The 26,228-nt window shown below is 65.0% G+C and carries 24 protein-coding genes; 8 read left to right on the top strand and 16 right to left on the bottom strand.

Going from position 1 to position 26,228, the window contains the following annotated elements:
- Positions 1 to 11 precede the first annotated feature (11 nt).
- From rseP to ACZZ0O_RS13535, 15 genes are all read right to left on the bottom strand, one after another.
- Positions 12 to 1,358 carry an RIP metalloprotease RseP gene (gene rseP, locus ACZZ0O_RS13465; RefSeq protein ID WP_463591003.1) on the bottom strand — a complete coding sequence of 449 codons (1,347 nt, stop codon included), beginning with the start codon at positions 1,356 to 1,358 and terminating at the stop codon, positions 12 to 14.
- Positions 1,359 to 1,384: 26 nt separating this feature from the next.
- Positions 1,385 to 2,575 (bottom strand): 1-deoxy-D-xylulose-5-phosphate reductoisomerase, encoded by a 1,191-nt coding sequence (locus ACZZ0O_RS13470; RefSeq protein WP_323517277.1) that lies wholly within the window; start codon positions 2,573 to 2,575, stop codon positions 1,385 to 1,387.
- Positions 2,576 to 2,577: 2 nt separating this feature from the next.
- Entirely contained in the window at positions 2,578 to 3,405 is an 828-nt protein-coding gene (locus tag ACZZ0O_RS13475; RefSeq protein WP_311240306.1) for a phosphatidate cytidylyltransferase, read from the bottom strand.
- Positions 3,402 to 4,163, bottom strand: a complete 762-nt coding sequence (gene uppS, locus ACZZ0O_RS13480; RefSeq protein ID WP_055845128.1) for a polyprenyl diphosphate synthase — start codon at positions 4,161 to 4,163, stop codon at positions 3,402 to 3,404. The genes ACZZ0O_RS13475 and uppS overlap by 4 nt, the downstream gene beginning before the upstream one ends.
- A 17-nt stretch (positions 4,164 to 4,180) precedes the next feature.
- Positions 4,181 to 4,738: a ribosome recycling factor gene (frr, locus tag ACZZ0O_RS13485; protein ID WP_055845126.1), complete on the bottom strand. Its 558-nt coding sequence runs from the start codon at positions 4,736 to 4,738 to the stop codon at positions 4,181 to 4,183.
- Positions 4,739 to 4,937: 199 nt separating this feature from the next.
- Complete coding sequence (gene pyrH / locus ACZZ0O_RS13490) at positions 4,938 to 5,660, bottom strand: UMP kinase (protein WP_463591004.1); 723 nt, start codon at positions 5,658 to 5,660, stop codon at positions 4,938 to 4,940.
- 106 nt (positions 5,661 to 5,766) lie between these two features.
- Positions 5,767 to 7,290, bottom strand: a complete 1,524-nt coding sequence (locus tag ACZZ0O_RS13495) for a sensor domain-containing diguanylate cyclase (RefSeq protein WP_055845123.1) — start codon at positions 7,288 to 7,290, stop codon at positions 5,767 to 5,769.
- A gap of 281 nt (positions 7,291 to 7,571) precedes the next feature.
- Entirely contained in the window at positions 7,572 to 8,450 is an 879-nt protein-coding gene (tsf, locus tag ACZZ0O_RS13500; protein ID WP_115553380.1) for a translation elongation factor Ts, read from the bottom strand.
- 170 nt (positions 8,451 to 8,620) lie between these two features.
- Complete coding sequence (rpsB, locus tag ACZZ0O_RS13505; protein WP_115512133.1) at positions 8,621 to 9,472, bottom strand: 30S ribosomal protein S2; 852 nt, start codon at positions 9,470 to 9,472, stop codon at positions 8,621 to 8,623.
- Positions 9,473 to 9,786: 314 nt separating this feature from the next.
- The gene (locus tag ACZZ0O_RS13510; RefSeq protein ID WP_463591005.1) at positions 9,787 to 10,494 is read right to left on the bottom strand and encodes a fimbrial biogenesis chaperone; all 708 of its coding nucleotides are present in this window, start codon (positions 10,492 to 10,494) and stop codon (positions 9,787 to 9,789) included.
- A gap of 2 nt (positions 10,495 to 10,496) precedes the next feature.
- Complete coding sequence (locus tag ACZZ0O_RS13515) at positions 10,497 to 10,823, bottom strand: hypothetical protein (protein ID WP_055845111.1); 327 nt, start codon at positions 10,821 to 10,823, stop codon at positions 10,497 to 10,499.
- 48 nt (positions 10,824 to 10,871) lie between these two features.
- The gene (locus tag ACZZ0O_RS13520) at positions 10,872 to 11,906 is read right to left on the bottom strand and encodes a Csu type fimbrial protein (RefSeq protein WP_463591006.1); all 1,035 of its coding nucleotides are present in this window, start codon (positions 11,904 to 11,906) and stop codon (positions 10,872 to 10,874) included.
- Positions 11,903 to 14,251 carry a fimbria/pilus outer membrane usher protein gene (locus tag ACZZ0O_RS13525; RefSeq protein WP_463591007.1) on the bottom strand — a complete coding sequence of 783 codons (2,349 nt, stop codon included), beginning with the start codon at positions 14,249 to 14,251 and terminating at the stop codon, positions 11,903 to 11,905. The genes ACZZ0O_RS13520 and ACZZ0O_RS13525 overlap by 4 nt, the downstream gene beginning before the upstream one ends.
- 16 nt (positions 14,252 to 14,267) lie before the next feature.
- On the bottom strand, positions 14,268 to 15,035 hold the full coding sequence (locus ACZZ0O_RS13530) for a fimbrial biogenesis chaperone (RefSeq protein ID WP_463591008.1): 768 nt from the start codon (positions 15,033 to 15,035) through the stop codon (positions 14,268 to 14,270).
- Between the two features lie 8 nt (positions 15,036 to 15,043).
- Positions 15,044 to 15,568: a Csu type fimbrial protein gene (locus ACZZ0O_RS13535; protein ID WP_161556490.1), complete on the bottom strand. Its 525-nt coding sequence runs from the start codon at positions 15,566 to 15,568 to the stop codon at positions 15,044 to 15,046.
- 318 nt (positions 15,569 to 15,886) lie between these two features.
- Between ACZZ0O_RS13535 and map the strand changes: the two genes are divergently transcribed.
- From map to asnB, 8 genes are all read left to right on the top strand, one after another.
- The gene (map, locus tag ACZZ0O_RS13540; RefSeq protein WP_055845099.1) at positions 15,887 to 16,663 is read left to right on the top strand and encodes a type I methionyl aminopeptidase; all 777 of its coding nucleotides are present in this window, start codon (positions 15,887 to 15,889) and stop codon (positions 16,661 to 16,663) included.
- Complete coding sequence (locus ACZZ0O_RS13545; RefSeq protein WP_463591009.1) at positions 16,660 to 19,269, top strand: [protein-PII] uridylyltransferase; 2,610 nt, start codon at positions 16,660 to 16,662, stop codon at positions 19,267 to 19,269. Before map ends, ACZZ0O_RS13545 begins: the two co-directional genes overlap by 4 nt.
- Positions 19,270 to 19,286: 17 nt before the next feature.
- Positions 19,287 to 20,474, top strand: coding sequence for a 2,3,4,5-tetrahydropyridine-2,6-dicarboxylate N-succinyltransferase (gene dapD / locus ACZZ0O_RS13550; RefSeq protein WP_463591010.1), 1,188 nt, complete (start codon positions 19,287 to 19,289; stop codon positions 20,472 to 20,474).
- Positions 20,471 to 20,944, top strand: a complete 474-nt coding sequence (locus tag ACZZ0O_RS13555; protein WP_115553388.1) for a hypothetical protein — start codon at positions 20,471 to 20,473, stop codon at positions 20,942 to 20,944. Before dapD ends, ACZZ0O_RS13555 begins: the two co-directional genes overlap by 4 nt.
- On the top strand, positions 20,941 to 21,297 hold the full coding sequence (locus ACZZ0O_RS13560) for an arsenate reductase (RefSeq protein ID WP_115553389.1): 357 nt from the start codon (positions 20,941 to 20,943) through the stop codon (positions 21,295 to 21,297). Before ACZZ0O_RS13555 ends, ACZZ0O_RS13560 begins: the two co-directional genes overlap by 4 nt.
- A complete protein-coding gene (locus ACZZ0O_RS13565; RefSeq protein ID WP_463591011.1) occupies positions 21,294 to 21,779 on the top strand; it encodes a GNAT family N-acetyltransferase in 486 nt (161 codons plus the stop codon). The genes ACZZ0O_RS13560 and ACZZ0O_RS13565 overlap by 4 nt, the downstream gene beginning before the upstream one ends.
- A 19-nt stretch (positions 21,780 to 21,798) precedes the next feature.
- Complete coding sequence (dapE, locus tag ACZZ0O_RS13570; protein WP_463591012.1) at positions 21,799 to 22,929, top strand: succinyl-diaminopimelate desuccinylase; 1,131 nt, start codon at positions 21,799 to 21,801, stop codon at positions 22,927 to 22,929.
- 295 nt (positions 22,930 to 23,224) lie between these two features.
- Entirely contained in the window at positions 23,225 to 24,919 is a 1,695-nt protein-coding gene (gene asnB / locus ACZZ0O_RS13575; RefSeq protein ID WP_055845080.1) for an asparagine synthase B, read from the top strand.
- A gap of 66 nt (positions 24,920 to 24,985) precedes the next feature.
- On the opposite strand, the gene hpaM is transcribed toward asnB, so the two are convergent.
- Positions 24,986 to 26,038 carry a type III secretion-associated outer membrane-bound protein HpaM gene (gene hpaM, locus ACZZ0O_RS13580; protein ID WP_463591013.1) on the bottom strand — a complete coding sequence of 351 codons (1,053 nt, stop codon included), beginning with the start codon at positions 26,036 to 26,038 and terminating at the stop codon, positions 24,986 to 24,988.
- Positions 26,039 to 26,228: the final 190 nt, after the last annotated feature.

The following is a 26,228-nucleotide window of genomic DNA, read 5'->3' on the forward strand; positions in this document are numbered from 1 at the left end:
GTGGAGCAATTTCATCGTGGAACCAGGCCGAGGATGTCGTTGTAGAACGCCAGTCCCATCAACCCGGCCAGGACCGCCAGGCCGACATATTGCCCGGCAATCATGGCCCGTTCGCTGATCGGGCTGCCCTTGACCAACTCAATAAGGTAATACAGCAGATGCCCACCGTCCAAGATCGGGATGGGCATCAGGTTGATGATCGCCAGGCTGAGCGACAGCAAGCCCAGAAAATACAGGAACCAGTCGAGCCCGCGTTCGGCCGAGGCGTTGGCGGCGCGGGCAATCGTGACCGGGCCGGAAATGTTCTTGACCGAGGCCTGGCCGGTCAGCATGCGCTTCATCATGCCCAGCGAATCGGCGGTCATCTTGCCGGTTTCGCGGATAGCTGCCGGCACCGCAGCGAAGATGCCGTACTGCTGGCGACTATCGTATTCCGGCGCCGGCGCGGCGGCGGGGCGGACCCCGATCATCCACTGGCCTTGCGGCGATTTGCGCGGTGCGATTTCCAGCGCCAGGCGGTCTTCGCCGCGCGCCACTTCGATCATGCCTGGCCCGCCGTTCGCACCCAGCGCCTGCACCTGCGAAATGATGTCCTGGGCCGAGCGGATCGGCTGGCCATCGATGGCCACGATGCGATCGCCCGGCTTGAGCAGGCCGTCGGCCACCGAACCTGGCACCACTTCGGCAATCACCGGCGGCTGCAACATGAACTGCCAGCCGATGCCGGCCAGCGATGCCACCCGGCGCTCGTCGAAACCGACCGGCAACTGCGAAAGACGCAAGGTGTGCTCACTGTTGCCGCCACCCTCGACGGCGGTGCGCAGCTGGATATCGCGCCGATCCATGGCCGCAGTGGTGAGCTGCATGCTGGCATCGCTCCAGCTGCTCACGCTGCGTCCGTCGATGCGCACGATGCGCTCGCCCGGTGTCAGCCCCGCTTCGGCGGCCAGACCATCGGCGCGGCCCACAGTGGCCGAATAATCCTGCTTGCCGACCACGAACATCGCCCACAGCATCGCCATGCACAGCAGCAGATTTGCGATGGGGCCGGCAGCAACAATCGCAATACGCTGCCACACCGTCTTGCGATTGAACGCCTGGTCCAGTTCGGCCGGGTGCACGTCGCCTTCGCGCTCGTCGAGCATCTTGACGTAGCCACCCAGCGGGATCGCGGCCACCACGAACTCGGTGCCGTGGCGGTCGCGGCGCATCCACAGCGGCTTGCCAAAGCCCACCGAAAACCGCAGCACCTTGACGCCGCAGCGGCGCGCGACCCAGAAGTGTCCGAATTCGTGGAACGTCACCAATAGACCCAGGCTGACGATCATCCACCAGACCGAACCGATGAAATCACCCATGGATGCAACTCGGCTGCGTGGATCGATCAAGCATGATGGGCGTAGTTGGCGAGGGCGCGTTCAGTGATTTGCCGGGCTTGCGCATCGGCAAAAAGCAGGGTGTCGAGGGAGTCGGCATTGTGCCGTGGGAGCGTTGTCAGCGTGTGTTCGACCAACGCAGGGATCGCTAGGAAACCTATTTGGCCCTGAAGAAACGCTGAAACGGCCACTTCGTTGGCCGCGTTCAGGATCGCCGGCGCGGTTCCGCCGGCGCGCAAAGCCTCCCAGGCCAGGTGCAGGCAAGGGAATGCATCGGTGTCGGGCGCCTCGAAATCCAGTCGGCCCTGTTGCAGCAGATCCAGTCCCGCCACGCCCGATTCCACCCGCTCCGGCCACGCCAGACCGACCGCCAGCGTGGTGCGCATGTCCGGCAGACCAAGCTGGGCCAGGGTGGAGCCGTCGACGAATTCCACCAGCGAATGCACCAGGCTTTGCGGGTGCACCAGCACATCGATCTGCTCGCCGGGCAGGCCAAACAGATGATGCGCCTCGATGACTTCCAGGCCCTTGTTCATCAGGGTGGCCGAGTCCACCGAAATCTTCGGGCCCATCGACCACTTCGGGTGCGCAACCGCCTGCGCGGGCGTCACTGCCGCCAGCGCGGTGCGATCCCAGCCACGGAACGGGCCACCGGACGCGGTCAGGACCACCCGACGCACGCCGCGGCTGGCGTCGCACGAGCGCAGGCATTGGAAAATGGCGCTGTGTTCGCTATCGATCGGAATGATTTCCGCGCCCGCCGCAGCAGCGGTGCGGGTCAGCAGCTCGCCGGCCAGCACCAGCGATTCCTTGTTGGCCAGCAGCAGGCGCTTGCCGGCGCGGGCGGCGGCCAGGGTCGACGGCAGGCCGGCGGCGCCCACGATGGCAGCCACCACGGTGTCGCAAGCATCGCTGCCGGCCAGCGCATCCAGCGCCGCGGTGCCGGCGTGCGCCTGGGTGGCGAGGCCTGCGGCACGCAAGCCGTCACGCAGGGCCGGGTACAGCGCCTCGTCGGCAATCACCGCATGCGCAGGCCGATGCGTGGCGCACAGCGCCAGCAAGGCGTCGACCTGGCGGCCCGCAGACAGCACGCTGGCGCGCAGCCGCTCGGGATGGCGGGCGATCACGTCCAGTGCCGACGTACCGATCGAGCCGGTCGCGCCGAAGATGGCGACCTGGCGGGGAGAAGAGCCAGCCATGCTTAGAATCCGAGAATTTCCTTGCCGAGTGCGAACACCGGCAGGGCGGCGAGCACGCCATCGATGCGATCCAGTACGCCGCCGTGGCCGGGAATCACCGTGCCCGAGTCCTTGGCGCCGGCGTGGCGCTTGAGCAGGCTCTCGAACAGATCGCCGAGCACCGACGCCAGCACCGCCACCGCCGCGACCAGGACCAACTGCGGCACATGCGCCAGGGTCAGCCCGGCCAGCCAGCCGAAGGCGCAGGCCACCGCGATGCCGGCAACCATCCCGCCGAGCAGGCCTTCGATGGTCTTGTTCGGACTGATGCGCGGTGCCAGCTTGTGCTTGCCGAACGCACGTCCGGCGAAATACGCACCCGAGTCGGCCGCCCAGACCATGGTCAGGGCGGTCAGCAGCCACAGGTTGCCCTTGTCCGGGTTGGCGTGCAGCAACACCAGCGCGGCCCAGGCGGGAAGCACCGCCAGGGTGCCGGCCGCCAGCTTGAGCGCGCGCGCCTGGCCGTTGCCATGATCGGCGCCGAAGGTGAAAAAGCGCAGCCACAGCAGCGCCAGCCCCCACCAGGCCACACCCACCAGGGCGGCGATCTGGAACAGCACCATCGAGCCGGCCGACGCCCACACCATCAGCACCATCAGCAGCAGATTGAGCATCAGCAGCACAGTGCGCGGCAGGCTGTCGTCGATGCCGGAGAGCTTGAGCCACTCCCACAGGCCGGTCAGAAACAGGACCGCCGCCAGCGCCGCCAGCCATTGGGTGGGCAGTAGCACGATCGCGCAGATGGCGAGCGGCGCCATGATCAGCGCAGCAATCACGCGGGTCTTGGTCATGCGGAGGAGATCTCCGTCGCCTTGTCGGCGATCTGGGCACTGGTCAGGCCAAAGCGGCGTTCGCGCCCGGCATAGTCGTCCAGCGCCTGCTGCAGCACGCCGGCATCGAACTCCGGCCACAGGGTTTCGGTGAACCAGAGCTCGGTGTAGGCCAGCTGCCAGAGCAGGAAATTGCTGATGCGGGTATCGCCACCGGTACGGATGAACAGATCCGGCGCCGGCAGGTCGGACAGTGCGACGCGGCTGGACAGCAGGGCCTCGTCGATCTGATGCGGTTGCAAGCGGCCGGCTGCCACCTCTTCGGCCAGCGCACGTGCCGCCAGCGCGATGTCCTGGCGGCCGCCATAACTGGCCGCGATGCTGAGCACCAGTCGCGCATTGCCCGCGGTGCTGCGTTCGGCAGCGGCCATGCGGTCGCGCAACGGTGCAGCGAAGCGATTGCGCTCGCCGATGAAACGCACCTGCACGCCACGCCGTTGCAGTTCTTCGACCTCGCGGTCAAGCGCATGCAGGAACAGCTTCATCAGCGAATCGACTTCCTCTTGCGGGCGGCCCCAGTTTTCGCTGGAGAACGCAAACAGGGTCAGCGCCGACACTCCCTTTTCCAGGCAGAAATCGATGGTGCGGTTGACCGCCCGCGCACCGGCGCGATGGCCGATCATGCGCGGACGTCGCCGACGCTGCGCCCAACGCCCGTTGCCATCCATGATGATGGCAATGTGGCGCGGGACTGCGTCGGTAGAAGGGACTGGATGCATGGCAGGCGATGCCACGATCAGACCGTCATCAATTCCTGTTCCTTGCCCTTGACGACCTCATCCACATCCTTGATGGCCTTGTCGGTCAACTTCTGGATGTCGTCTTCGGCGGCACGGGCTTCGTCTTCGGTGACCTTCTTGTCTTTCAGCAGATCCTTGACCTGCTGATTGGCATCGCGACGGATGTTGCGGATGGCGACCTTGCTGTCTTCGCCTTCGCCATGCACGGACTTGCTGAGCTCCTTGCGGCGCTCCTCGGTCAGCGGCGGCAGGTTGAGACGGATCACGGTGCCTACCACAGTCGGGGTCAGGCCCAGATCCGAGGCATACAGGGCTTTTTCCACATCCTTGATCATGCCCTTGTCGAACAGGCTGATCACCAGCGAGCGGCCTTCGGACACGCTGATGCTGGCAACCTGATTGAGGGGAGTGTCGGTGCCGTAGGCCTTGACCTTGATGCCGTCCAGCAGCGCCGGCGAAGCGCGGCCGGTACGCACGGTGGTCAGTGAATGGCGCAGAGCATCGATGCTCTTGGTCATGCGCGCCTGCGCGTCTTGTTTGATCTGGTTGAGCATCGCCGGAATCCGTGTGGAGCTGAATCCGGGGATTATAGCCGGGACTGGGGTTTCACGACTCGCCGGCCTACATGAGCCGGCGCAGCCGGTTCACCTGCCTGGCGCGTTCACGCCAGGCGCTGCGGTGGATCGGGCACGAGCGGAGCGCCCGATCCACGCTGTGAGGAATCACAAATCCCGATTCTCTAATCCGAAAAACTCAGCTACGGCCCTGCACCAAGGTGCCGATCTGCTCGCCGCGCAGGATGCGCAGCAGCACGCCGGGCTCGCTCATGCCGAAGATGCGCAGCGGCAGATCGCTGTCGCGTGCCAGCGCGAAGGCGGCGGTGTCCATCACTTCCAGGCCCTGCATGATGACTTCGTCGTAGGTCAGGCTGTCGTAGCGCACCGCATCGGTGTGCTTCTTCGGGTCCTTGTCGTACACGCCATCGACCTTGGTTGCCTTGAGCAGCAGGTCGGCACCGATTTCGATCGCACGCAGCGCCGCGCCCGAATCGGTGGTGAAGAACGGGTTGCCGGTGCCGGCGGCGAAAATCGCGATACGGCCCTTTTCCAGGTGACGCATGGCACGGCGACGGATGAAATCTTCGCAGACGTCGTTGATCTTGATCGCGCTCATCACGCGCACCTTGGCGCCGAACTTTTCCAGCGCGTCCTGCATGGCCAGCGCGTTGATCACGGTGGCGAGCATGCCCATGTGGTCGCCGGTGACGCGGTCCATGCCGCTGGCGGCCAGGCCGGCGCCGCGGAAGATGTTGCCGCCGCCGATCACCAGCGCGACCTGTGCGCCGGCCTGCTGCGCTTCGATCACTTCATGGGCGAGGCGGTTGATTACCTTGGGATCGATACCGTAATCCCCGTCCCCCATCAGCGCCTCCCCGGAAAGTTTGAGAAGAATGCGGCGATAGGAAAGTTCGGACATGGGGGAGACCTCGGGGGTGGGGGACGACAAACGCCGGCAATTCTAGCGGAAGCGTGCCACCGGGCGTGGTAAAAATTCCTTTGTCGTCATCGAGGTGACGTGCCGCTCAGTGCGCCCGCGGGTTCGGTGGCGTCGGAACATCGGTCGCATCGTAGGCGGTGACGCGGTTGCGGCCGCGATGCTTGGAGCGGTACAGCGTGCTGTCTGCGGCCTGCAACAGGTGTTCGATACTTTCGAACTGGCGCTCGATGCCGCCATGCGTGGCCAGGCCCGCAGAGAAGGTGATGTGCAGTGGGCCGCCCTGCAGTTGCGCCATCGGCGTGCGCGCGGTTTCGGCAAGGATGCGCTCGATCACCATCAACGCCGCATCGGCAGGCGTGTTGGGCAGGATCACCAGAAATTCTTCGCCGCCATAGCGTGCCACCAGGTCGCTGGTGCGCACCATGCGTTGCAGCGTCTGCGCAAAGTTGCGCAACACCTCGTCGCCGACCAGATGGCCGTGCGCATCGTTGACGCGCTTGAAATCGTCCAGATCGATGAAGGCGATCGACAGCGGCCAGGCCTGCCGCGATGCCAGTTCGAACTCATGCGCCAGCGCGGTGCCGAGCTGATGCCGATTGAACACGCCGGTCAGCGCATCGCGGCTGGCCTGCTCGGCCAGATGACGCATGCGGTTTTCCGATTCGTCGGCATGGCGGCGCGCTTCGGCCACATCCTGCAATTCGCGCAGGCTGCGCAGCAGGGCCAGCTCGCGCGCCTGCTCGAAGATCAGCTGGATGTGCTCGGGTTGCGGTACGCGGATGTCGAATAAGGCTTCGAGCTCGGGCAAGGATTCGGCGATGCGTTCGATCACTTTTTCGAAGCGTTCGGCATCCAGTTCCAGCACGTCCTGTGCCTGGCGCTGCGCATGCTCGGTGGCGGTAGCCGCGCTGGCGGAGAGCCAGATGTCGGCCAGACGTCCGGACAGCGCGACGCAGGCCATGAAGGGCTCCAGGCCTGACGGTTCTTCCTCGCTTTTCGCGATCGCGTTCTGCAGGTAGTGCGGTAACTGCCACTGGTGCGCAAGCCAGGCGCCGATTTCGGCGTGGGTGGCACCCAGGTGTTCGCGTTCGGCATCCAGCAGCGATGCATTGTCGGGCGCCTGTTCCAGCAGCGGCGCATACAGCTCGGGCGCGCCTTGCAGCAGTGCCAGCTTGCCGATGTCCTGCAGCAGGCCGGCCAGCATCAATTCTTCGGGTTTGCGTATGCCATAGGCCTGACCCAGGATGCGACTGGCCAGCGCGCATAGCCCGGCACGACGCCAGATGCGCTCATGCAACGGGTGCGCGATGAAGGTACTGCGCACGCCGTGCACCATCGAAAACCCCAGCGCCAGGCTCAGGGTCGCGTTGAGGCCGAGCATGGTCAGCGCCTGGCCGAGGTTGTCGACACGGCGGCGGCTGGCGTACAGCGGTGAGTTGGCTACGCGCAGCATGCGTGCGCTCAGGGCGATGTCCATGCCGATGACTTTCGCGGTGGTGGTCATGTCCACATCCGGGTCCTGCGCCAGCTCGATGATGCGCAGCGCGACGCCGGGTGGCGATGGCAGGTTACGGCAGTAGTGCAGGGCGGCCTGGAGATCTGGTTGCATGAGTCATCGCCAACAGTGAACGCAAGCATACAGCTGCGTTCGGTGAGTTTGAGCACGCCACGGCTCGCAGTCGCTGCGCTGGAACGCATGCGTGAGGGGTGCTGAGAGTCTGGTTGGCATCTAGGCTTAGCGGCACGGCCGATGACATCTATAGCGTCGAGGCCGGTTGCGGGCACCACGGATGTGTGTGCTTCAGTTTCGCGCGCTTCGATGTAGCGCGGATTGGCAGGCAAAAAAAAGCCGCGGCATGGCCGCGGCTTTTTTTCACGCTGTGGCGAAGATCAGGCCAGACCGGCCTGCTTCATCACTTCGGCGGCGTAGTCTTCCACCACCTTCTCGATGCCTTCGCCAACGGCCAGGCGCTGGAAGCCGATCACGTCGGCACCAGCGGCCTTGACGGCCTGCTCGACGGTCTGATCGGTGTTCAGCACATACGGCTGGCCGTACAGCGTAACTTCGTTGACGATCTTGCTGATCTTGCCGCTGATGATCTTTTCCAGGATCTCGGCCGGCTTGGACTTGTCCTTTTCGGACATCTTGGCCAGTTCGATTTCCTTTTCCTTGGCGACAAACTCGGCCGGGACGTCGGATGCCTTGACGTGCGGCGGGTTCATTGCGGCGATGTGCATGGCAATGCCGCGTGCCAGCTCGATGTCGCCACCCTTCAGCTCGACCAGCACGCCGATACGGCCGCCGTGCACGTAGGCCGCGACGTTGTTGGCGCTGTCGATACGGGCCAGGCGACGCACCTGCAGGTTCTCGCCAACCTTGGCGATGACCGCAGCGCGACGCTCTTCGATGGTCTCGCCACTGTCCAGCTTGACGCTCTTCAGCGCTTCGGCATCGGCGACGTCGGAGTTCAGTGCGGCGTTGGCCACGACCTCGGTGAAGGCCAGGAAGTTCTCATCCTTGGCGACGAAGTCGGTCTCGGAATTGACTTCGACCAGCACGGCCTTGCCGCCGGCCTGTGCAGTGGCGATGCGGCCTTCGGCAGCAACGCGGTCGGCCTTCTTGTCGGCCTTGGCCAGACCCGACTTGCGCAGCCACTCGGCAGCGGCATCGATGTCGCCAGCGTTTTCGACGAGTGCTTTCTTGCACTCCATCATGCCGGCGCCGGTGCGCTCGCGCAGTTCCTTGACCAGGGAAGCAGTGATTTCCATGGAATTACCTCGTATGGACGAATGCGTACGGCGGAAGTGTTCCGCCAGTGAGGAGACGGTGCAGCGTGCGGGCCGCCCCCGTAAAAATCTTTGGTGGCCTCAGCGACGGGTCGCGATGGACCCGTCGGGGCTGCGGCCGCCCAGCATGGAGCGGCCGCATTGCATGCCGATTACTCGGCAGCCGGTGCTGCAGGTGCTTCAGCTGCTGCCGGTGCCGCAGCAGCGGCCGGTGCGTCGGCCTTCTTCTCGGCGGACTTCTTGGCCGGGGCGCGACGGCCCTTGCCTTCGTCGCCGGCGTCAGCCGAGAACTCTTCTTCGCGCACCGACGCCGAGTTCGGCGCAGCAGCCTTGCCTTCCAGCACGGCATCGGCAGCGGCACGTGCGTACAGCTGCACGGCGCGGATGGCGTCGTCGTTACCCGGGATGGCGTAGTCGACCAGGGCCGGATCGTAGTTGGTGTCGACCACGGCGATCACCGGGATGCCGAGCTTCTTGGCTTCCTTGATGGCGATGTCTTCATGGCCGATGTCGATCACGAAGATCGCGTCGGGCAGACGGTTCATTTCCTTGATGCCACCCAGCGATGCATCCAGCTTTTCGCGCTCGCGACGCAGGCCCAGCACTTCGTGCTTGACCAGCTTTTCGAAGGTGCCATCGGTTTCAGCGGCTTCCAGTTCCTTCAGGCGGGCAACCGACTGCTTGACGGTGCGGAAGTTGGTCAGCGTGCCGCCCAACCACCGCTGGGTCATGAACGGCATGTTGCAACGCTCGGCTTCTTCCTTGATCGACTCGCGTGCGCTGCGCTTGGTGCCCAGGAACAGCACGGTGCCGCGCTTCTGCGCGATCGAGGAGAGGAAGTTCATCGCGTCGTTGAAGAGCGGGACGGTCTTCTCGAGGTTGATGATGTGGATCTTGCCGCGCGCGCCGAAGATGTACGGCGCCATCTTGGGGTTCCAGTAGCGGGTCTGGTGGCCGAAATGGACGCCGGCTTCCAGCATCTGACGCATGGTGACCTGAGGCATTGAAAAAACTCCTGGTAGCGGAATCGCCGTGCGCAGCTGTTGTTTGAAGTCAGCGCAGGGAGTGCGGGCGCTGCGAGAACACTCGCATCAAACGCACAAGATTCCGGGGTTGGGCTTCCCTGTTGCCTCCGCGACGAACCCTTGTGAGGGCACCCCGGCACGGATGGCGGCAGCAGGTGTGGATTCGTCGATGACGTCCGACGTGGACGGCGCAATGCGGCAAAGACGCAAAACAGCCGGCGGAGTATAGCCGGCCGGGCCGGTCGTATGCAATGTGCACTGCCGGCATCGCCCGGACTGGCGGGCGAGGGAACTCAGGGCTGCAGTGCGAGCGTGGTTTCGGTATCGCTGTTGACGCGGGCCACGAAGCGTCCCAGATCGGCGGACAGGGTTGCCGGCAGCGCCCATTGCCGGGTCTGGCCGGGCAGCACATAGCCGGCCAGATCGTTGCCGATGCTGTGCCGGGTACCGCCGGCATCGATAAAGGCCAGGTCGGCCAGACGGGCGTGGTGCACGCCGGCATTGTGGATGCGCAAGCTGCGGCCGCTGCCCTGGCCGGACAGCGTCGCCTGCAGCTGCGGGTGCAACTCGCCCGGCTCGCTGGGCATCGCAAACACCGGAGTGGAATACCGCAACAGCTCGGCTTCATCGCCCACGGCATGTTGGGTCACCACCAACCGATAGCTGTCTTCGGTCCGGGCCGGGCTAGGGCCGAGGCGGATGACCCGTAACAGCTGGCGGCCTTGCGCCGGGATTTCGAACTGGCTGGGGCTGACGGTGGCGCCGACGGCCGGTTCCAGTACTTCGCGCCCGCCGTCCTGGCTCCAGCGGTAAAGCTTGGCATCGGCGCGCCACGGTTGCGCCGCCTGGTTGTATAGCCAGACCGCCGCCTGGTCGCTATTGGCCGGGATGTGTGCGGTGGTCGGGGCGATGGCGATTTCGGCAGCGACAGCGCTGCCGCTAGCGGCCATGCATAGCAGGCCCAGGATCAGCCAACTGCAGCGCGGGCGGGCGGCGGCCATGCTCAGAACGCGATGGTGGTGATGCGCGTCGCACCGCTGGGCGCAGGCCCTGCAAGTGCGCTGGCGTCCTGGCCAGTGCTGGTGGTCGAGGGGGTGTTGACGTTGCGCGACGGCTGCGCAACCGCGACCGGCGTGCCACGCGAGCAGCTGGCGCGCGGCGGGGTCGTACGCAGCTCGCAACCGCTGAGCAGGCGCAGGCCGATGTGCAGGCTGGAGTTGTCCGGGCCGCGGTTAGTGGACGCAGTTGCGGCAGCGGCGCTGCAAGCGAGGGCGACCAGCGTGAAGCACTTCAGGAAGGTGACCGGCGTCATGAAGGCAATCGTTTGCATTGGAGTCGTTACAAATAGCGACGCCCCCGAAGCGAACTTAATTAACGGTCAGTAAGTGATCGAGACAGTCACCGTGTCGGTATAGGCCCCGGCGATGGGTAGCTGCGGCGCCGGCGCGCGGCCATAGACCGTCACCGTCTGCGCGACCCCGTTGCCGGTGCCGGCCAGGGTATCGACCCCGACCGTGGTGCCCCAGCGGTTGCTGCGCCCCGAGTCCTTGTAGAGCTCGTAGGTGATGAAGTTGGCGCTGCTGGCGTGGCGCATCCGTCGGGTGCCGCCGCTAGCGTTGACGCCGACGTCCAGGCCGATGTTCCAGGCGGTGCGGTTGGTGCAGGCCAGGCTGATGGTCGAACTGCGGTCGATCTGGGTGTCGATGCTGCCGGCGATGCTGCCGAAATCCAGATCGGTGGTGACATAGGTATTGCAGCGCGCCGGCACATCGGCCGAGGCAGTGAACGGGAACGCGTTGCTGGCGGTCTTGGCGCCGCTGCCGCCCGTATTGCAGTTGGCCGGCGACTGGATGCCGCCGATGATGCTTTCGTTGTAGGCGTAGCGCATCACCGTATCGGCGCCGCCGAAGCTGCTGGTGTGATTGCCCACCGACAGCGTCTGGCTGCCGGGAATGCGTCCGTAGAAGGTGACCGTGGTGGTCTGCGAGCCGCCGACCAGGATCGGTACCGAATAGGCGAAACTCAACACCAGCGGGGACGGCGTGCTCGATCCGGTGGCGCCCCAGACCTGCGTGCGTGCCGCGTCGCTGTAGATCTGATAACTCAACGCATCGCTGGTGGCGTTGAGCATGCGGCGCGGCGTGTACACGCCTGCGCTGGCACTGCCGGGCCCCAGGTCCAGGCACAGCGTCACCCGCGCCTGGCCCAGCACGCTGAGCGCGGTGGTGGCGCAGGACACGTTGAAGCTCGCGACCGCATCGGTGGCGCCATTGGCGGCCACGTTGCCGAAGGCCAAGGGCGTCCCCAACGTCACCGTGCAGGTGGTATCGGCATGCGCCGACTGGCTGGGCGTCAGCCACAGCAGTGCAAGGCTCAGTGCAAGCAAGACCCGCCAGAGCGCCTGCACGCTCATGGCGTCGGTTCCGCGATACAGCGCAACGGGCCGACCCGCGGAATGCGGCCAGCGTCGGCCGGATACGCGAACTGCGCGATGCAGCGGCCCTCCGGCAATTCCACCAGGATGCGGTTGTCGTTTTGCAGATTGTCCAGATAGGTTTCGCCGTCGTAGCCGACCACCACGCGTTCGGCATCGCCTTCGCGTTGCGCCACGCTGCCCACCGGCACCGGCGCGCCGTTTGCGTCGTGCAAGACAATCACCGCAGCCCGCACCCGGGTAATGCCGAAGCGCACCGCCACACCGGATTGCTGGCGCGGCGTCACCGTGGTGTCGACCCGATCCACGCGCAGGTCCGCCGGCAGGCTCAGCGTGTCGATCGATAGCTGATTGCGTTGCCATGATTGCAGCGGGGTCACCAACAAGGTGCCGCGTGCATCGGTGACCCCGATCAAGCGGTTCTCCAGCCGTACCGGAATGCCGGCCTGGCCGTCGGTGGACACCACCGCAAACGCGTCCTGGACGTCGCGCGCCGCAAAGCTGCGGCCGTCCATCCACACCAGGCTGCCGCTGGCGCTGGCATAGCCGAACTGGTCGCCGTCCTGGGTGGCGGCGCCGAAGTTGTAGCGGCCGACGCGGTTCAACCAGCCCAGCTCGGCCAGCCCGCCGCTGGCATCGTCGCCCGCGCGTGCCTGGACGCGCCAGCCGATGCCGCCCAGATCGCCGTCGCCGGGTAGCGGCTGGCTGACATCGGCCACAAACCCGGTGCGATTGCCGTTGCGCTGCATCGACGCGCTGGCCTGGCGTAACTCGCCGAAGGTGGTGGACAGCGACAGATACAGGCTGCGGTCGCTGCGGATATCCAGGTTCTGATTGCCCGATAGATTGGCGGCCCAATTGCGCCCGAAGCTGCGCGACCAGAACACGCTGGCATAACGCGAGGTGTCGCCTTGCGGGTAGCTCAGGCGCACATAGCTGGTGCCCAGCGAGCCGATCGGGTCGGCATTGACGCCGAATGCGGCGCGGTCGCTGACACGCGCCGGCAGGCTGCCCTGCAACGCGCCGAGGTCGCGGTAATCGCCGTGGGTGCGCTGGGTGCCTAGATTCACGTTGAAACGCCGGTTATTCCAGGCATAGCCCAGCACAGACTGGCCGCCACGCAGCGCATGCATGCTGCTGTGTGCGTAGGCCGCATTGAACACGCCGCCAGCGCCGAGCAACCACACCCCGCCAGCGCCGGCATTGACTACACCGCCGCCGGCTTCGGTGTGCGCCTCGATGGTGAAATCGTCGCGCAGGCCCTTGCGCAAGCTGGCGCTTGCGACCGGCTGCGAGGCATAGGAAAACGAACGCACGCCATAGTCGCTGCGCAGATGGCCGATGCCTGCCGACCACTCGGAAATGCCGCGCGCCAGCAGTTGCGGCGTGCCGTAAAACGCGAAGTCCAGTCGACGCACCCGGCCGAAGGCATCGGTCACCACGATCTGCGCCTGCCCGGTGCCGCTGATGCCCGGTTGCGCGGCCAGTTGAAACGGCCCGGCCGGTACCTGGCCGCTGTATTGACGCAGGCCATCGACATACAGCTCCACCGTGGAGGGCACCGTCGCTTCGCCCAGAAAGCTGGGCGTAGGGGTCAGCACGCGATAGGGCTGCAGCGCGTAATTGCGGCCGATCTGCACGCCGCCCAACCGCAGCGAACGGCTCCAATCGACGAACCCGCTATAGAAATCGCCCACCCGCAGGCTGGTGGCGCTGTCGGGGAAATCCATCTGCCAGGCGCTGTCCAGGCGCACCGCCTCGCTGCGCCAGCGTTGGTCCTGCGGGCGGTCGTAGGCCAGAAAAATGGCGGTGGTATCGACCATGCCTCGGCCCAGGCCGAAGCCGCGCAGTTCGGTGGCCAGCGACATGCTGCTGGAACCGGCATTGCGCGTGGCATAGAAATCGTAATTGAGCAGCATGCCCGGCGATGCGGTGGCGCTGGGCGGGGCGGCTTCTTCGGCCTTGAGTACGGTGGTGGACAGCGACAGCTGCGCCAGCGGTACCTGCAACGCGAGCCGCTGCAACGCGGCGTCGTAGCGCACTTCCACATCGGGTAGCCGATCCAGATCGACCAATTCGCCGGGCAGGCGATCGGCCAGGATGAAGCCGAGTTTGCGCAGCGTTTCCACCGAGCCACGCAAATGACCGTCGACCAGTTCGAACGGCGCCAGGCCGCGATCGGCCTGATTCAAGGTGACGTCCAGATACAGCGACTGCGGTTGTGTGGCGGCGCTTTGCGCAATCTGGTCGGGCAACGATGCGACATCGGCGAGATCGCCGGCCATGGCGTTCGCAAACCCGGTGGCGGTCGCAAGCAGGGTCATCGCCAGCCGGGCCGCATCACGGCGCCGTGGGCGCTGCCAACAAGGTGCGTTCGTCAGCCTCACCATTGATCCTTGCGACGATGGAGCCGCGGCCGAACTGCGCCGGCGGTGCGCCCAGCGACCAGCGCATGGTCTGGCCCGGTAACACGTAGCCGACCAAGCCGTTCAAGGTGGTCTTGGTTGCGCCATCGACCCGGTGCTGCAGATCGGCGACCTGCGCATGCCCGGAGCCGCTGTTGCTGATCTGGATCTGCGCATTGCCATCGGTGCCGGCGATCACCTGCGCGCTCAGGGTGGGCGTGGGCTCGGCCTTGCCGGGTGGCAGGACGAAGATCGGCACCGAGTAGCGCAGCACGAACTGCATGCCCTTGCGGTCGGCATCGGCGCTGGGCAGTTCGTCCACGATGATGCGGTAGCAGAGCTCCTGGCGACTGGGCGCAGGCCCGGCGCGGATCACGCGAATCAGTTGGCGTTCGCCTGCAGCCAGGGTGCGCATCGGTGGGCTGATCAGGATTTCCTGGGTCGGATCGAGCTGGTCCTGCCCATCGCGCTGGGTCCAGCGATAGGCGCGGGTCTGCACCTGCACCGGCGCGCCGCCACTGTTGCTCAGCCATAGGCCGTCGGCGGTCTGTTCTGCGCTCAGGGTCAGCGAAGTCGGTGCCAGCTGCAGGCTGGCCGCCTGCGCAGACGGCAACAGCCAGGCGCAGCTCAGCGACAGGCTCAGGGCGAGTCCAACCGGGACCAGCCACGCACGGAGGCGCGACGGCAGCTGTTGCGATGGCATGCGTGAGCTCAATAGACGATGGTCGCGGTGATCGTGTCCTGGTAGCTACCGGTCGCGGCGTTGTTGACCGACGGATTGGTCACACGACCGTAGACCGGGTAGACCTGGTTGATGCCGGTGGCGGTGCGGCTCAGGGTGTTGGTGCCGGTGGTGCTGCCCCACACCGTGCTGCGGCCCAGGTCCTGATAGAGCTGATAGGCGATGAAGTTGTTGGTGGTGACCAGTGGGTCGGCGTTCTTCATGCGGCGGGTGGTCACATCGTTGGAGGTGCCCGCGTTGCTGCCGGCGCTCAGCGCGATGTTGTAGGGGGTCAATGCGGTGCATTGGGCGGTCACGCTGCCGTTGGCATCGGCGTTGGCGGTCGAGGTGGAGAGCACCGAACCGAAGTCGACGTCCGTGGCGGAGGCGGCAGTGATGGTGCAGGCCTTGGTGACGGCGATCTTGACGTTGAAGGTGGTTGTATCTGCTGCAGTCGCCATGCCGATGGTCGAGAGCAGGCCGATGGAGAGCAGGACAGGGCGGACAGTGCGCATGGACATTTCCTTGACCGGTCAGGTCTTTGATGACGCGACAAGGTGTCGCCCTCCATGCAATGCATCAACTGTGCCAAACATAACTGCGAATTCATCTTGTATCTAGCTGTTTCGCTTGCATCTTTTGCGAAATTTGCGATGTCCTATTGATGACTCCGCTTACGGGATTCTTGACGCGAGAGGAACTGCGTCACACATGAATAGGCGCTCGCGACGGTTTGTTGTTGCCCGGTCCGCTTGTGCTGCCGACACTGTGTCCTGCAAAAAACGCTGTCGCGGGTCGTTCAGATTCAGCCCGGATCGGCGATAATCGGAGTCATGAGCGTCAATCTAAAAACCAAAGAAGAAATCGAACTGATGCGCATCGCCGGCCGACTGGCCGCCGAGGTGCTCGACATCGTTGGCCCGCACGTCAAGCCGGGCGTGACCACTGCCGAGCTCGACCGCATCTGCCACGACCACATCGTCAACGTGCAGGGCACCATTCCTGCAAACGTCGGCTATCGCGGCTTTCCCAAGAGCGTGTGCACCTCGGTCAATAACGTGATCTGTCACGGCATTCCGAGCGCGGCCAAGGTGTTGAAGGAAGGCGATATCGTCAATATCGATGTCACCGTAATCAAGGACGGCTGGCACGGCGACACCAGCCGCATGTATTACGTGGGCACGCCGTCGGTGATGGCCAAACGCCTCGTGGACACCACCTATGAAGCGATGTGGCGCGGCATCCGCGCGGTCAAGCCGGGCGCCACGCTGGGCGATGTGGGCCATGCGATCCAGAAGTTTGCCGAGGCCGAACGTTTCAGCGTGGTGCGCGACTACTGCGGCCATGGCATCGGCAAGGTCTATCACGACGAACCGCAGGTGATGCATTACGGCCGGCCGGGCGAAGGCCTGGTGCTCAAGCCGGGCATGACCTTCACCATCGAGCCGATGATCAACGAAGGCACCTATCACCATAAGACACTGCCCGATGGCTGGACCGTGGTCACCAAGGACCGCAAGTTGTCCGCGCAGTGGGAGCACATGGTCGCAGTGACCGAAGACGGCGTGGATGTGCTGACGCTGTCTGCCAATTCGCCCGCGCCGGTATGACGGCCACGCCGGCGGATCGACCCGACCCGGGCGTCGCCGGCGATGCGGAATGGGCCGCGCAGGCCCGTCCGCTGCTGGTGCACGCGGACATGCGGCTGTGCAAACGCTTCGATCAGGGCGAACCGATCGAACGGTTGGTTGCGCTACGCGCACGCGCGGTCGACCAATTGATGCGCAACGCCTGGACCCGCTGTATTCCAGCCGATAGCGGCCTGTCGCTGCATGCGGTCGGTGGGTATGGCCGCGGCGAGCTGTTTCCGCGTTCGGACGTGGACGTGCTGGTGTTGGGCGACACCGCCGTGCAGCAGCGCCACGAGCAGGCGCTGGCACGGTTGTTCGCATTGTTGTGGGATGTGGGCCTGCCGATCAGTCACGCAGTGCGCTCGCCTGCGCAATGCACTGCCGCTGCGATCGATCAGACCGTGCTCACCGCGTTGATCGAGTCGCGGCCGTTAGCGGCCGATGGCGACGCGCGCGCGGCACTGGCTGCGGCGATCGCGCCGCAATGGGTGTGGCCGCCGCGCGATTTCTTCCAGGCCAAGCGCGAAGAATTGCTGGCGCGGCATCAGCGGTTTGGTGATACCGCCGACAATCTCGAACCCGACATCAAGGACGGCCCGGGTGGCCTGCGCGATTTGCAGACCCTGGGCTGGATGGCGTTGCGCGCGTTCGGGGTCAAGGATCTGGAAGCGTTGGTCGGGCTGGGCCATGTCGGCTTCGACGAGGCCGCAGCGTTGCGGCGCGAGCGCGAAGAATTGGCGCGGCTGCGCTTCGGGCTGCACATCGTGGCCAACCGGCCGGAAGAACGCCTGCGTTTCGATTACCAAAAGACCCTGGCGCAGCGGCTGGGCTTTGCCGACGACCCGGAAAGCCTGGGCGTCGAAAAAATGATGCAGCGCTTTTACCGCAGCGCTGCGTTGATCCGCCGGATCAGCGACCGGCTGCTGCAGCGCTTCGAAGAACAGTTCGATGGCGAGGCGGTACCGGAGCCGTTGGACGACGGCTTCAGCCTGCGTCGTGGTTACCTGGCCGCCGATGCCGACAGCTGGCCGGATGGCGATGTGCTGCGGGTATTCGCGCTGTTTGCGCAGTGGGCCGCGCATCGCGATGTGCGCGGGTTGCATTCGTTGACCGCACGCGCGCTGGCCGAAGTGCTGCAGCAACTGCCGGCCTACGACGTGGCCGATGCCGCCACGCGCGACCGTTTCATGGCGCTGCTGCGCGGCCCGCGTGCGGTGGAAACGCTCAATCGCATGGCGCGGCTGGGTGTGCTGGGGCAGTGGATTCCGGCGTTTGCCAGTGTGTCCGGTCGCATGCAGTTCGACCTGTTTCACGTCTACACGGTGGACCAGCACACCTTGATGGTGCTGCGGAACATCGCGCTGTTCGCCGCAGGCCGCGCCGACGAGCGTTTTTCGATCACCCACGAAGTCTGGCCACGTCTGCGCAAGCCGGAATTGCTGCTGCTGGCCGGGTTGTTTCACGACATCGCCAAAGGCCGCGGTGGAGATCACTCCGAACTGGGCGCAGTCGATGCGCGCGCGTTCTGTCTTGCGCATCGGCTCAGCGAAGGCGATACCGAACTGGTGACCTGGCTGGTGGAGCAGCACCTGCGCATGTCGGTGACCGCGCAAAAGCAGGACATCTCCGACCCGGAGGTGATCCATCGCTTCGCCACCCTGGTCGGCACCCGCGAGCGTCTGGATTATCTGTATCTGTTGACCTGCGCCGACATCGCCGGCACCAGCCCCAAGCTGTGGAATGCATGGAAGGACCGGTTGCTGGCGGATCTGTATTTCGCCGCGCGTCGCGCGCTGCGCGAAGGCCTGGAACATCCGCCGCCGCGCGAGGAACGCTTGCGCGAAGCGCGCGACTCCGCACGCGCGCTGATGCAGGCGCAAGGCCATGACGATGCCACCATCGACCGCCAGTTCGCCGGCATGCCGGACGAAAACTTCCTGCGCTTCCGTCCCGAGCAGCTTGCCTGGCAGGCCGTCTCGCTGATCGAAGTGCAGATCGGCCAGACCCTGGTCAAAGCGCGTCGTGCGGTGCCGGACAACGATGCGTTGGAACTGTTCGTGTATTCGCCAGACCGTGATGGCCTGTTTTCGGCGATCGTGGCCACGCTGGATCGCAAGGGCTACGGCATCCATCGCGCGCGCGTGCTGGACGCGCCGCACGATGCGATCTTCGACGTGTTCGAAGTGCTGCCGCAGGAAGGCTATGCCGATGGCGATCCGCAGCGTCTTGCCGCCGCGCTACGCCAGGTGCTGGCCGGCGACCTGCAAAAAGTACGGCCATCGCGGCGTGCCGTGCCGCGCCAGTTGCGGCATTTCCGTTTTGCGCCGCGCGTGGAATTCAGCGAAAGCGCCGGCGGCCGCCGCACCCGCATCAGTCTGGTCGCCCCCGATCGCCCCGGCCTGCTCGCCGATGTGGCGTATGTCCTGCGCATGCAACACCTGCGCGTGCACGACGCGCGCATCGCCACCTTTGGCGAGCGTGCGGAAGATCAGTTCCAGATCACCGACGAGCACGATCGCCCGTTGTCCGAATCCGCCCGGCAGGCCCTGCGCGATGCGTTGTGCGCCTGTCTCGACCCCGCCTAGTACGTCTGGAGACCCCCATGGCCACCATCAAAAAAACCGCGCGTAAGCCCGGCGCGACCACCGCCAGCGCCGCACCCAAGCGCGCAGCCACCTCCACCGCCAAGGCCGGCAAGACGCCCGCAGCAGACACGACCAAGCCGGTCGCGAGCGTCGGCAAGAAGGGCGCCGTCAAGACGGCGGCGATCAAGACCGCGCCGGTCAAGAGCACCGCTGTAAACAAGGCTGCCGTAAAGAAAATCGCTGCAAAGAAGACGGCCGGCGCAGCGCGCGTGGCCAAGCAGGCGACCGGCGTGGTGTCGGCGCCAGCTGCAAAGAAAGCGGCCGCTGCGAAGAAACTGCCGATTGCCGTGCAGAGCGCGGCAACCCATGTGGGCAGCGATGAACTGAAGTTCGGCATCGAAAGCGCCTTCGAGCGCCGTGCCACCTTGACCATGGATGAGATCGACGGCTCCACCCGTGCGATCGTCACCCGCGTGATCGATGGCCTGGAGAGCGGCGAATTCCGCGTGGCCGAGCCGGACGGGCAGGGCGGCTGGACCGTCAACGAGTGGTTGAAGAAAGCTGTGCTGCTGTATTTCCGCGTCAACGAGATGGCGGTAATCGACGCCCAGCCGGCGCCGTTCTGGGACAAGGTGGAATCGCGCTTTGCCGGCTTCCATGAAGCCGACTTCCGCAAGGCCGGCGTGCGCGTGGTGCCCGGTGCGGTCGCGCGTCGCGGCACCTATTTCGGCAAGGACGTGGTGCTGATGCCGAGCTTCACCAATATCGGCGCCTATGTCGGCGAAGGCACCATGGTCGACACTTGGGCAACGGTGGGCTCGTGCGCGCAGATCGGCAAGCACTGCCATCTGTCCGGCGGTGCCGGCATCGGTGGCGTGCTCGAACCGCTGCAGGCCAGCCCGACCATCATCGAAGACCATTGCTTCATCGGCGCGCGGTCGGAAGTGGTCGAAGGCGTGGTCATCGGCCATCACAGCGTGATCGGCATGGGCGTGTTCATTTCGCAGAGCACGCGTATTTACAACCGCGCTACCGGCGAGATTTCCTACGGCTATGTGCCGCCGTACAGCGTGGTGGTGTCTGGTCAGCTGCCGTCCAAGGACGGCTCGCATTCGCTGTATTGCGCAGTGATCGTCAAGCAAGTGGATGCCAGGACACGCAGCAAGACCAGCGTTAACGAGCTGCTGCGCGGTCTGGCCGATTGAGTACGACACAGCCTGTGTTAGGCGCCATGCTGTCACGTTCGCCCAGTGGCTGGATCCGTTGGGGCATCCCGGCCCTATGGTTGGGATGGGGGGCTGTCTACGTTGCCGGCTCGCTGATGCGCGATGGCGTTCCGCAGCAGCTGGACATTCTGCGTTGGCTGGCGCCTGCCCTCATGGTGGTCCTGAGCTTGCGTCTGACGTGGGCGTCTACCCGATGGGCGCAGGTCTGCGATGCGGGCAATGCGCTGGAGATCGTCCAACAAGGACGGTCGCAGCGCGTGGATCTTGCCGAGCTGCGCTGCGTCGATGTCGCAGGGCTGATTCCGCCGCTGCGGATGGCACTGAAATTCCATGGACAACGCGCCGATGTGGTGTTTCTCCCGGCACGTGGCCTTGAACACCATCAATTGGCAAACACACTGTCGGCACGCGCAAGCGCGCGCCGCGCAGTCGAGAAGGGCACACCATGACCACGCTCTACGGATTGAAGAATTGCGACACCTGCAAGAAGGCGACCAAGTGGCTGGACCGCTTCGGCTTGGCCCATACGTTCGTCGATTACCGCGAGCACAAGCCGGAGCCGGAGACGCTGGTCGCCTGGGCCGAACAGGCGGGCGGCTTCGATGCCTTGATCAACAAGTCCTCGACCACCTGGCGGCAGCTGCCCGACAACAAAAAAACGCCTGGCTCGCAGGCCGAATGGAAGCTGCTGCTGCGCGAGTATCCGCAGCTGATCCGACGGCCCGTGGTCGTGACCGACGATGGCGCGTTGAGCCAGGGATTCTCCGATAACGGCTTCAAGAAGCGGTTCGGCATCGAGTGAACGTGCGGCCCTACCAGGGCGAGGACTGGCTCCAGCTGTGTGCCGTGCACGATGCGGCGCGGCAGCAAGAGCTGCGAGCGGCCGGCTTGCCCGAAGCATTCCTGCCCCTGCCGATCGCCGCCGAGCGTGAGTCACTGTTTGACTACACGCTGCGCGTGGCCGAGCTCAATGGACGCGTGATGGGTTTCGTTGCCTACGATGCGCAGGAACTCGCCTGGCTGTACGTGGCGCCGGGCGCGCGACGGCGCGGCGTTGGCGCAGCGCTTGTTGCAGCGGTCCCGCGGGATCGTCCGAACGGCCTGTCGTTGGAATTGCTGGAAGGAAATGACGCAGCACTGGCCTTCTACCAACGCTGCGGCTTCGTCGTCACCGGCAGCCACGGCGGCCGCATGCCGGGAAACGAGCGTTTTGCAGTGCGCGTGCAGACGATGCAATGGCATGGCCCGGATGCCGCCCCAGCGATGCATGCATCAACCGTGTGATCACATAAGGCCTGACGACATGAACGATGTGCTGGAGCTGACCTGCGATCTGATCGCACGCCCCTCGGTGACCCCTGACGATGCTGGCTGCCAAGCACTGCTTGCAGGGCGCTTGACTGCCGCGGGCTTCGCCTGCGAGCACCTGCGCTTGGGCGAGGTCGACAATCTGTGGGCAACCCATGGCAGCGGTGCGCCAGTGCTGGTGCTGCTCGGGCATACCGATGTGGTGCCGCCTGGCCCGCGCGAGGCGTGGACCAGCGATCCGTTCGATCCGCAGATCCGCGATGGCGTGCTGTACGGGCGTGGTGCCGCCGATATGAAAGGCAGCGTGGCTGCCTTCGTGATTGCCGCCGAGCAGTTTGTTGCGGCCCATGCGGAGCACCCCGGCACCTTGGCGGTGTTGTTGACCTCCGACGAGGAAGGCGATGCCATCGATGGCGTGCGGCGTGTGGCCGATCTGTTTCGCGAACGTGGGCAAGCGATCGATTGGTGCATCACCGGCGAGCCATCGTCCACCGAGCGACTGGGCGACCTGCTGCGGGTTGGACGCCGCGGCAGCTTGTCCGGCACGCTGACCGTCAATGGCGTGCAGGGCCATGTGGCGTATCCGCACAAGGCGCGCAATCCGATCCATCTGGCGGCGCCCGCGTTGGCCGAATTGGTCGCACGGCGCTGGGACGACGGTTTCGAAAGTTTCCCGCCCACCAGTCTGCAGATTTCCAACATCCATGCCGGCACCGGTGCCAACAACGTGATCCCCGGCGAACTCCAGGTCGCCTTCAATCTGCGTTACACCCCGCAGTGGGATGCGCCGCGACTGGAAGCAGAAATCACCGCAGTGCTGGATCGCCATGCGCTGGATTACAGCATGCGCTGGCACCGCAGCGGCGAGCCGTTCTACACCCCGGAGGGCCGACTGCGCAGCGTCGCGCGCGAAGTGTTGGGCCAGTTCGCTGGCGCGCCGCCGGAGGAGAGCACTGGCGGTGGCACTTCCGATGCGCGCTTCATCGCGCCGCTGGGCGCGCAATGCATCGAGGTCGGCCCGGTCAACGCGTCGATCCACCAAGTGGACGAGCATGTGCGCGTGGCCGATCTGGAGGCTTTGCCGTCGCTGTACCGCACGCTTGTCGAACGCTTGTTGATCGGTTGAGCAAGCGCTGCGCCGCCGTCGTTGCCGCTGAAACAGTTGCGCCAGCGAAAACGAACGGTTAGCGTCGGTTACATGGTCATCCGCCTCGCCAAGCTTAATAACGCCAACCGCAACACGCTGCGCGCGAATAATCGTGCGCGGCCGATGCGGGTCTGCGACTAGGCGAAGTACATCCAAACGCCCAGGAATCAGAAAACCCGCATCGGCCGATGCGGGTTTTTTTTTGGGCGTCACTTCCAAGCAGCATGCTCGTCCACCGGCCATCCATCCCCGCAGTTTCATCAGGAGTGTTTCCATGTGTTCCATCTTCGGCATTTTCGGCCTGCAACCCGGCGACGATCTGCAGGCCCTGCGCCGGCAGGCGCTGGAATGTTCGCAGCGGCAGCGGCATCGCGGTCCGGACTGGAGCGGCGTGTATGTCGACACCGGCGCGATCCTGGTGCACGAGCGGCTGGCCATCGTCGACCCGGCCGGCGGCTCGCAGCCCTTGCTCTCGGAAGATGGGCAGCTGGCCTTGGCGGTGAATGGCGAAATCTATAACCATCGCGAACTCAAGCAGGAGCTGCAGCAGCCGTACGCCTTCCAGACCGGCTCCGATTGCGAGGTGATCAACGCGTTGTATCGCGAAGATGCGCCGGCCTCGTATCTCAACCGCCTCAACGGCATCTTTGCGTTCGCACTGTGGGACAAGGCGGCCGGGCGCGTGATCATTGCGCGCGACCCGATCGGCGTGGTGCCGCTGTATTGGGGTCACGATCGTGAAGGCCGCCTGCGCGTGGCCTCCGAGCTGAAATCGCTGGTGGACGATTGCGCCGATGCCGCACAGTTTCCGCCGGGCCATTGGTACGACAGCGCCACCGGCGCATTGAGCCGCTACTACGAACGCGCCTGGCGCGAATACGGCGAAGTGGAAGGCGTGCAGGTGCAATTGCAGGAATTGCGCGAAGCCTTCGAGCGGGCGGTGCATCGTCAGTTGATGACCGACGTGCCGTACGGCGTGTTGCTCTCGGGCGGTCTGGATTCGTCGTTGGTCGCAGCCGTCGCCGCGCGTTATGCACGGCATCGCATCGAAGAAAACGACACCACCGAAGCGTGGTGGCCGCGGCTGCATTCGTTCGCGATCGGCCTGAAAGGCTCGCCCGATCTTGCCGCTGCAGAAGTGGCCGCCGCAGCACTGGGCACCGTGCACCACGGGTTCGAATACACCTTCGAAGAAGGCCTGGACGCGTTGCCGGAAGTGATCCGCCACATCGAGACCTACGACGTCACCACCATTCGCGCGTCCACGCCGATGTTTTTGCTGGCACGGCGCATCAAGGCCATGGGCGTCAAGATGGTGCTGTCGGGCGAAGGCAGCGACGAAATCTTTGGTGGCTATCTGTACTTCCACAAGGCACCGAACGCGCGCGAATTCCATGAGGAATTGGTACGCAAGCTGGATGCACTCAACAACTTCGATTGCCTGCGCGCCAACAAGTCGATGATGGCTTGGGGCGTGGAGCCGCGCGTGCCGTTCCTGGACCGCGAGTTCCTGGATGTGGCCATGCGCATGGATGCCAGCTTCAAGATGATCGACAAGACCAGCACCGGCGCCACGCGCATGGAAAAGGGCGTGCTGCGCGAAGCGTTCGCCGGCTACCTGCCCGAATCGATCCTGTGGCGGCAGAAAGAGCAGTTCAGCGATGGCGTGGGCTACGGCTGGATCGATGGGCTCAAGGCGCATGCCGCCGCGCATGTGAGCGACCGCGAGCTGGCTGCGGCCGACCGGCGTTTTCCGGTCAACCCGCCGCAGACCAAGGAAGCGTATTTCTATCGCAGCCTGTTCGAGCAGTTTTTCCCGAGCCAGGCGGCGGCAGAAACGGTGCCGGGCGGAAAGTCGATTGCGTGCTCGTCGCCGACCGCGATTGCCTGGGATGCGAGTTTTGCCGCAATGGCCGACCCGTCGGGCCGTGCGATCGCCGGCGTGCACGAACAGGCACTGGCCTCGTAACGCGCGTTGCAACTGCAGCGGCCGGCATGCGCCAACGCGCTGCCGGCCGCTCTGTAGTGCACGTGTTTATTGCTCGTGGCGCACGCAATAGCCATAGCGCTGCGGCTCAATATCCACACCGGCCACATCGGCCTGGTTGTTACGCCACAGGTTGGGCTTGAAGTCGGCCGCGGTGCAGTTGGCTGCACGGTCCACACCGATGGTGTAGGTGAACGGCGTATTGGAGAAGCGGTTGTTCTCGAACACGTTGTCCTGACTCATGCTGTTGTCCCAGCACAGGATTTCCGGCGTGCGATAGCGGATGGCGCAGGCCAGGAACACGCCGGCCACCTTGTTGCCATCGAACACGTTGTTGCTGAAGCGGTTGCGCCGCGCATCGGACAGATAGATGCCCTGGCTGCCGTTACGCTCGAAGCGGTTGTTGCGGATCTCGCTGTCTTCCAGATGTTCGGTGGTCAACCCGGCCGCCACGTTGTCGTGGATGTAGTTGTTGACCATGGTGACCTTGGCGGTGCGGTTGAACGACACACCGTCCCAGATCGCGCCAGACACATCGTTGTTTTCGATGGTGATCTCGCGCGTGTCGTATTCGCTCAACAGGCAGGCGCTACGGCACTTGTTGACCTGCAACCCCGCCAGGCGAATGCCTTGGCCGGAGCGCACCACCACTGCGCTGTTGCTCAGGTACGGGCGCTCGGGCATGAATTCCTTGTCGCCGGTGCTGGCAACGATCTGCATGTCTTCGATGCTGACATTGCGGATCACGCCGGTCGGCTGCTGATTTTCGTAGTCGCCCACCACCAGTGCCGGTTGCTGCACGCCATCGGCCATACGCAACACCGTGCTTGGGCCTTTGCCGCGCAAGGTCAGGTTGCCGCGGTGGATCGAGACCAGCCCACGCAGCGGAAATTCGCCTTTTTCCAGGCATAACACCGACGGCGTATCGCCTTGCGGCAGTTTATCGATGGCCTTTTGCAGATCCTGCCCCGGCTTCACCTTGGCGGTGCAGCTGGCGACAGGCGCGTCGGGTGGGCCGGGTTTAGCCGGTGGTGCGGCCGAGCAGGCGGCTGCAAACACCAGGGGCAACAGGGCGGAAACGGAGCGGGCAAGCTGAGGCATGCGGATTCCGGTCAGTGAGGGGAGGGGGGCGATCGGTGTGGAGAGATCTCCAGATCGCGACGGCCTCTAGTGTGTCCCACCGAACGTTAAGTTCCAGCCCATGACGGCCTGCGCGATTCGGCGCAGGTTCATTGCGTGGCAATCGTGCGCAGTGCAACTGTGCTTCAACGCGCAGTTGCGGTGGTGGCGA

This window comes from Xanthomonas sp. AC360, from assembly GCF_979258225.1.

Bases quoted from the DNA above. Each gene is read 5' to 3' on its own strand.
- ACZZ0O_RS13535 (WP_161556490.1), bottom strand. From the start codon at position 15,568: ATGCGCACTGTCCGCCCTGTCCTGCTCTCCATCGGCCTGCTCTCGACC.
- ACZZ0O_RS13525 (WP_463591007.1), bottom strand. From the start codon at position 14,251: ATGACCCTGCTTGCGACCGCCACCGGGTTTGCGAACGCCATGGCCGGC.
- ACZZ0O_RS13515 (WP_055845111.1), bottom strand. From the start codon at position 10,823: ATGCAAACGATTGCCTTCATGACGCCGGTCACCTTCCTGAAGTGCTTC.
- ACZZ0O_RS13475 (WP_311240306.1), bottom strand. From the start codon at position 3,405: ATGACCAAGACCCGCGTGATTGCTGCGCTGATCATGGCGCCGCTCGCC.
- ACZZ0O_RS13520 (WP_463591006.1), bottom strand. From the start codon at position 11,906: ATGAGCGTGCAGGCGCTCTGGCGGGTCTTGCTTGCACTGAGCCTTGCA.
- ACZZ0O_RS13530 (WP_463591008.1), bottom strand. From the start codon at position 15,035: ATGCCATCGCAACAGCTGCCGTCGCGCCTCCGTGCGTGGCTGGTCCCG.
- dapE (WP_463591012.1), top strand. From the start codon at position 21,799: ATGAACGATGTGCTGGAGCTGACCTGCGATCTGATCGCACGCCCCTCG.
- ACZZ0O_RS13545 (WP_463591009.1), top strand. From the start codon at position 16,660: ATGACGGCCACGCCGGCGGATCGACCCGACCCGGGCGTCGCCGGCGAT.
- map (WP_055845099.1), top strand. From the start codon at position 15,887: ATGAGCGTCAATCTAAAAACCAAAGAAGAAATCGAACTGATGCGCATC.
- rseP (WP_463591003.1), bottom strand. From the start codon at position 1,358: ATGGGTGATTTCATCGGTTCGGTCTGGTGGATGATCGTCAGCCTGGGT.
- uppS (WP_055845128.1), bottom strand. From the start codon at position 4,163: ATGCATCCAGTCCCTTCTACCGACGCAGTCCCGCGCCACATTGCCATC.
- ACZZ0O_RS13495 (WP_055845123.1), bottom strand. From the start codon at position 7,290: ATGCAACCAGATCTCCAGGCCGCCCTGCACTACTGCCGTAACCTGCCA.
- asnB (WP_055845080.1), top strand. From the start codon at position 23,225: ATGTGTTCCATCTTCGGCATTTTCGGCCTGCAACCCGGCGACGATCTG.
- dapD (WP_463591010.1), top strand. From the start codon at position 19,287: ATGGCCACCATCAAAAAAACCGCGCGTAAGCCCGGCGCGACCACCGCC.
- ACZZ0O_RS13510 (WP_463591005.1), bottom strand. From the start codon at position 10,494: ATGGCCGCCGCCCGCCCGCGCTGCAGTTGGCTGATCCTGGGCCTGCTA.
- frr (WP_055845126.1), bottom strand. From the start codon at position 4,738: ATGCTCAACCAGATCAAACAAGACGCGCAGGCGCGCATGACCAAGAGC.
- ACZZ0O_RS13560 (WP_115553389.1), top strand. From the start codon at position 20,941: ATGACCACGCTCTACGGATTGAAGAATTGCGACACCTGCAAGAAGGCG.
- tsf (WP_115553380.1), bottom strand. From the start codon at position 8,450: ATGGAAATCACTGCTTCCCTGGTCAAGGAACTGCGCGAGCGCACCGGC.
- pyrH (WP_463591004.1), bottom strand. From the start codon at position 5,660: ATGTCCGAACTTTCCTATCGCCGCATTCTTCTCAAACTTTCCGGGGAG.
- rpsB (WP_115512133.1), bottom strand. From the start codon at position 9,472: ATGCCTCAGGTCACCATGCGTCAGATGCTGGAAGCCGGCGTCCATTTC.
- ACZZ0O_RS13470 (WP_323517277.1), bottom strand. From the start codon at position 2,575: ATGGCTGGCTCTTCTCCCCGCCAGGTCGCCATCTTCGGCGCGACCGGC.
- hpaM (WP_463591013.1), bottom strand. From the start codon at position 26,038: ATGCCTCAGCTTGCCCGCTCCGTTTCCGCCCTGTTGCCCCTGGTGTTT.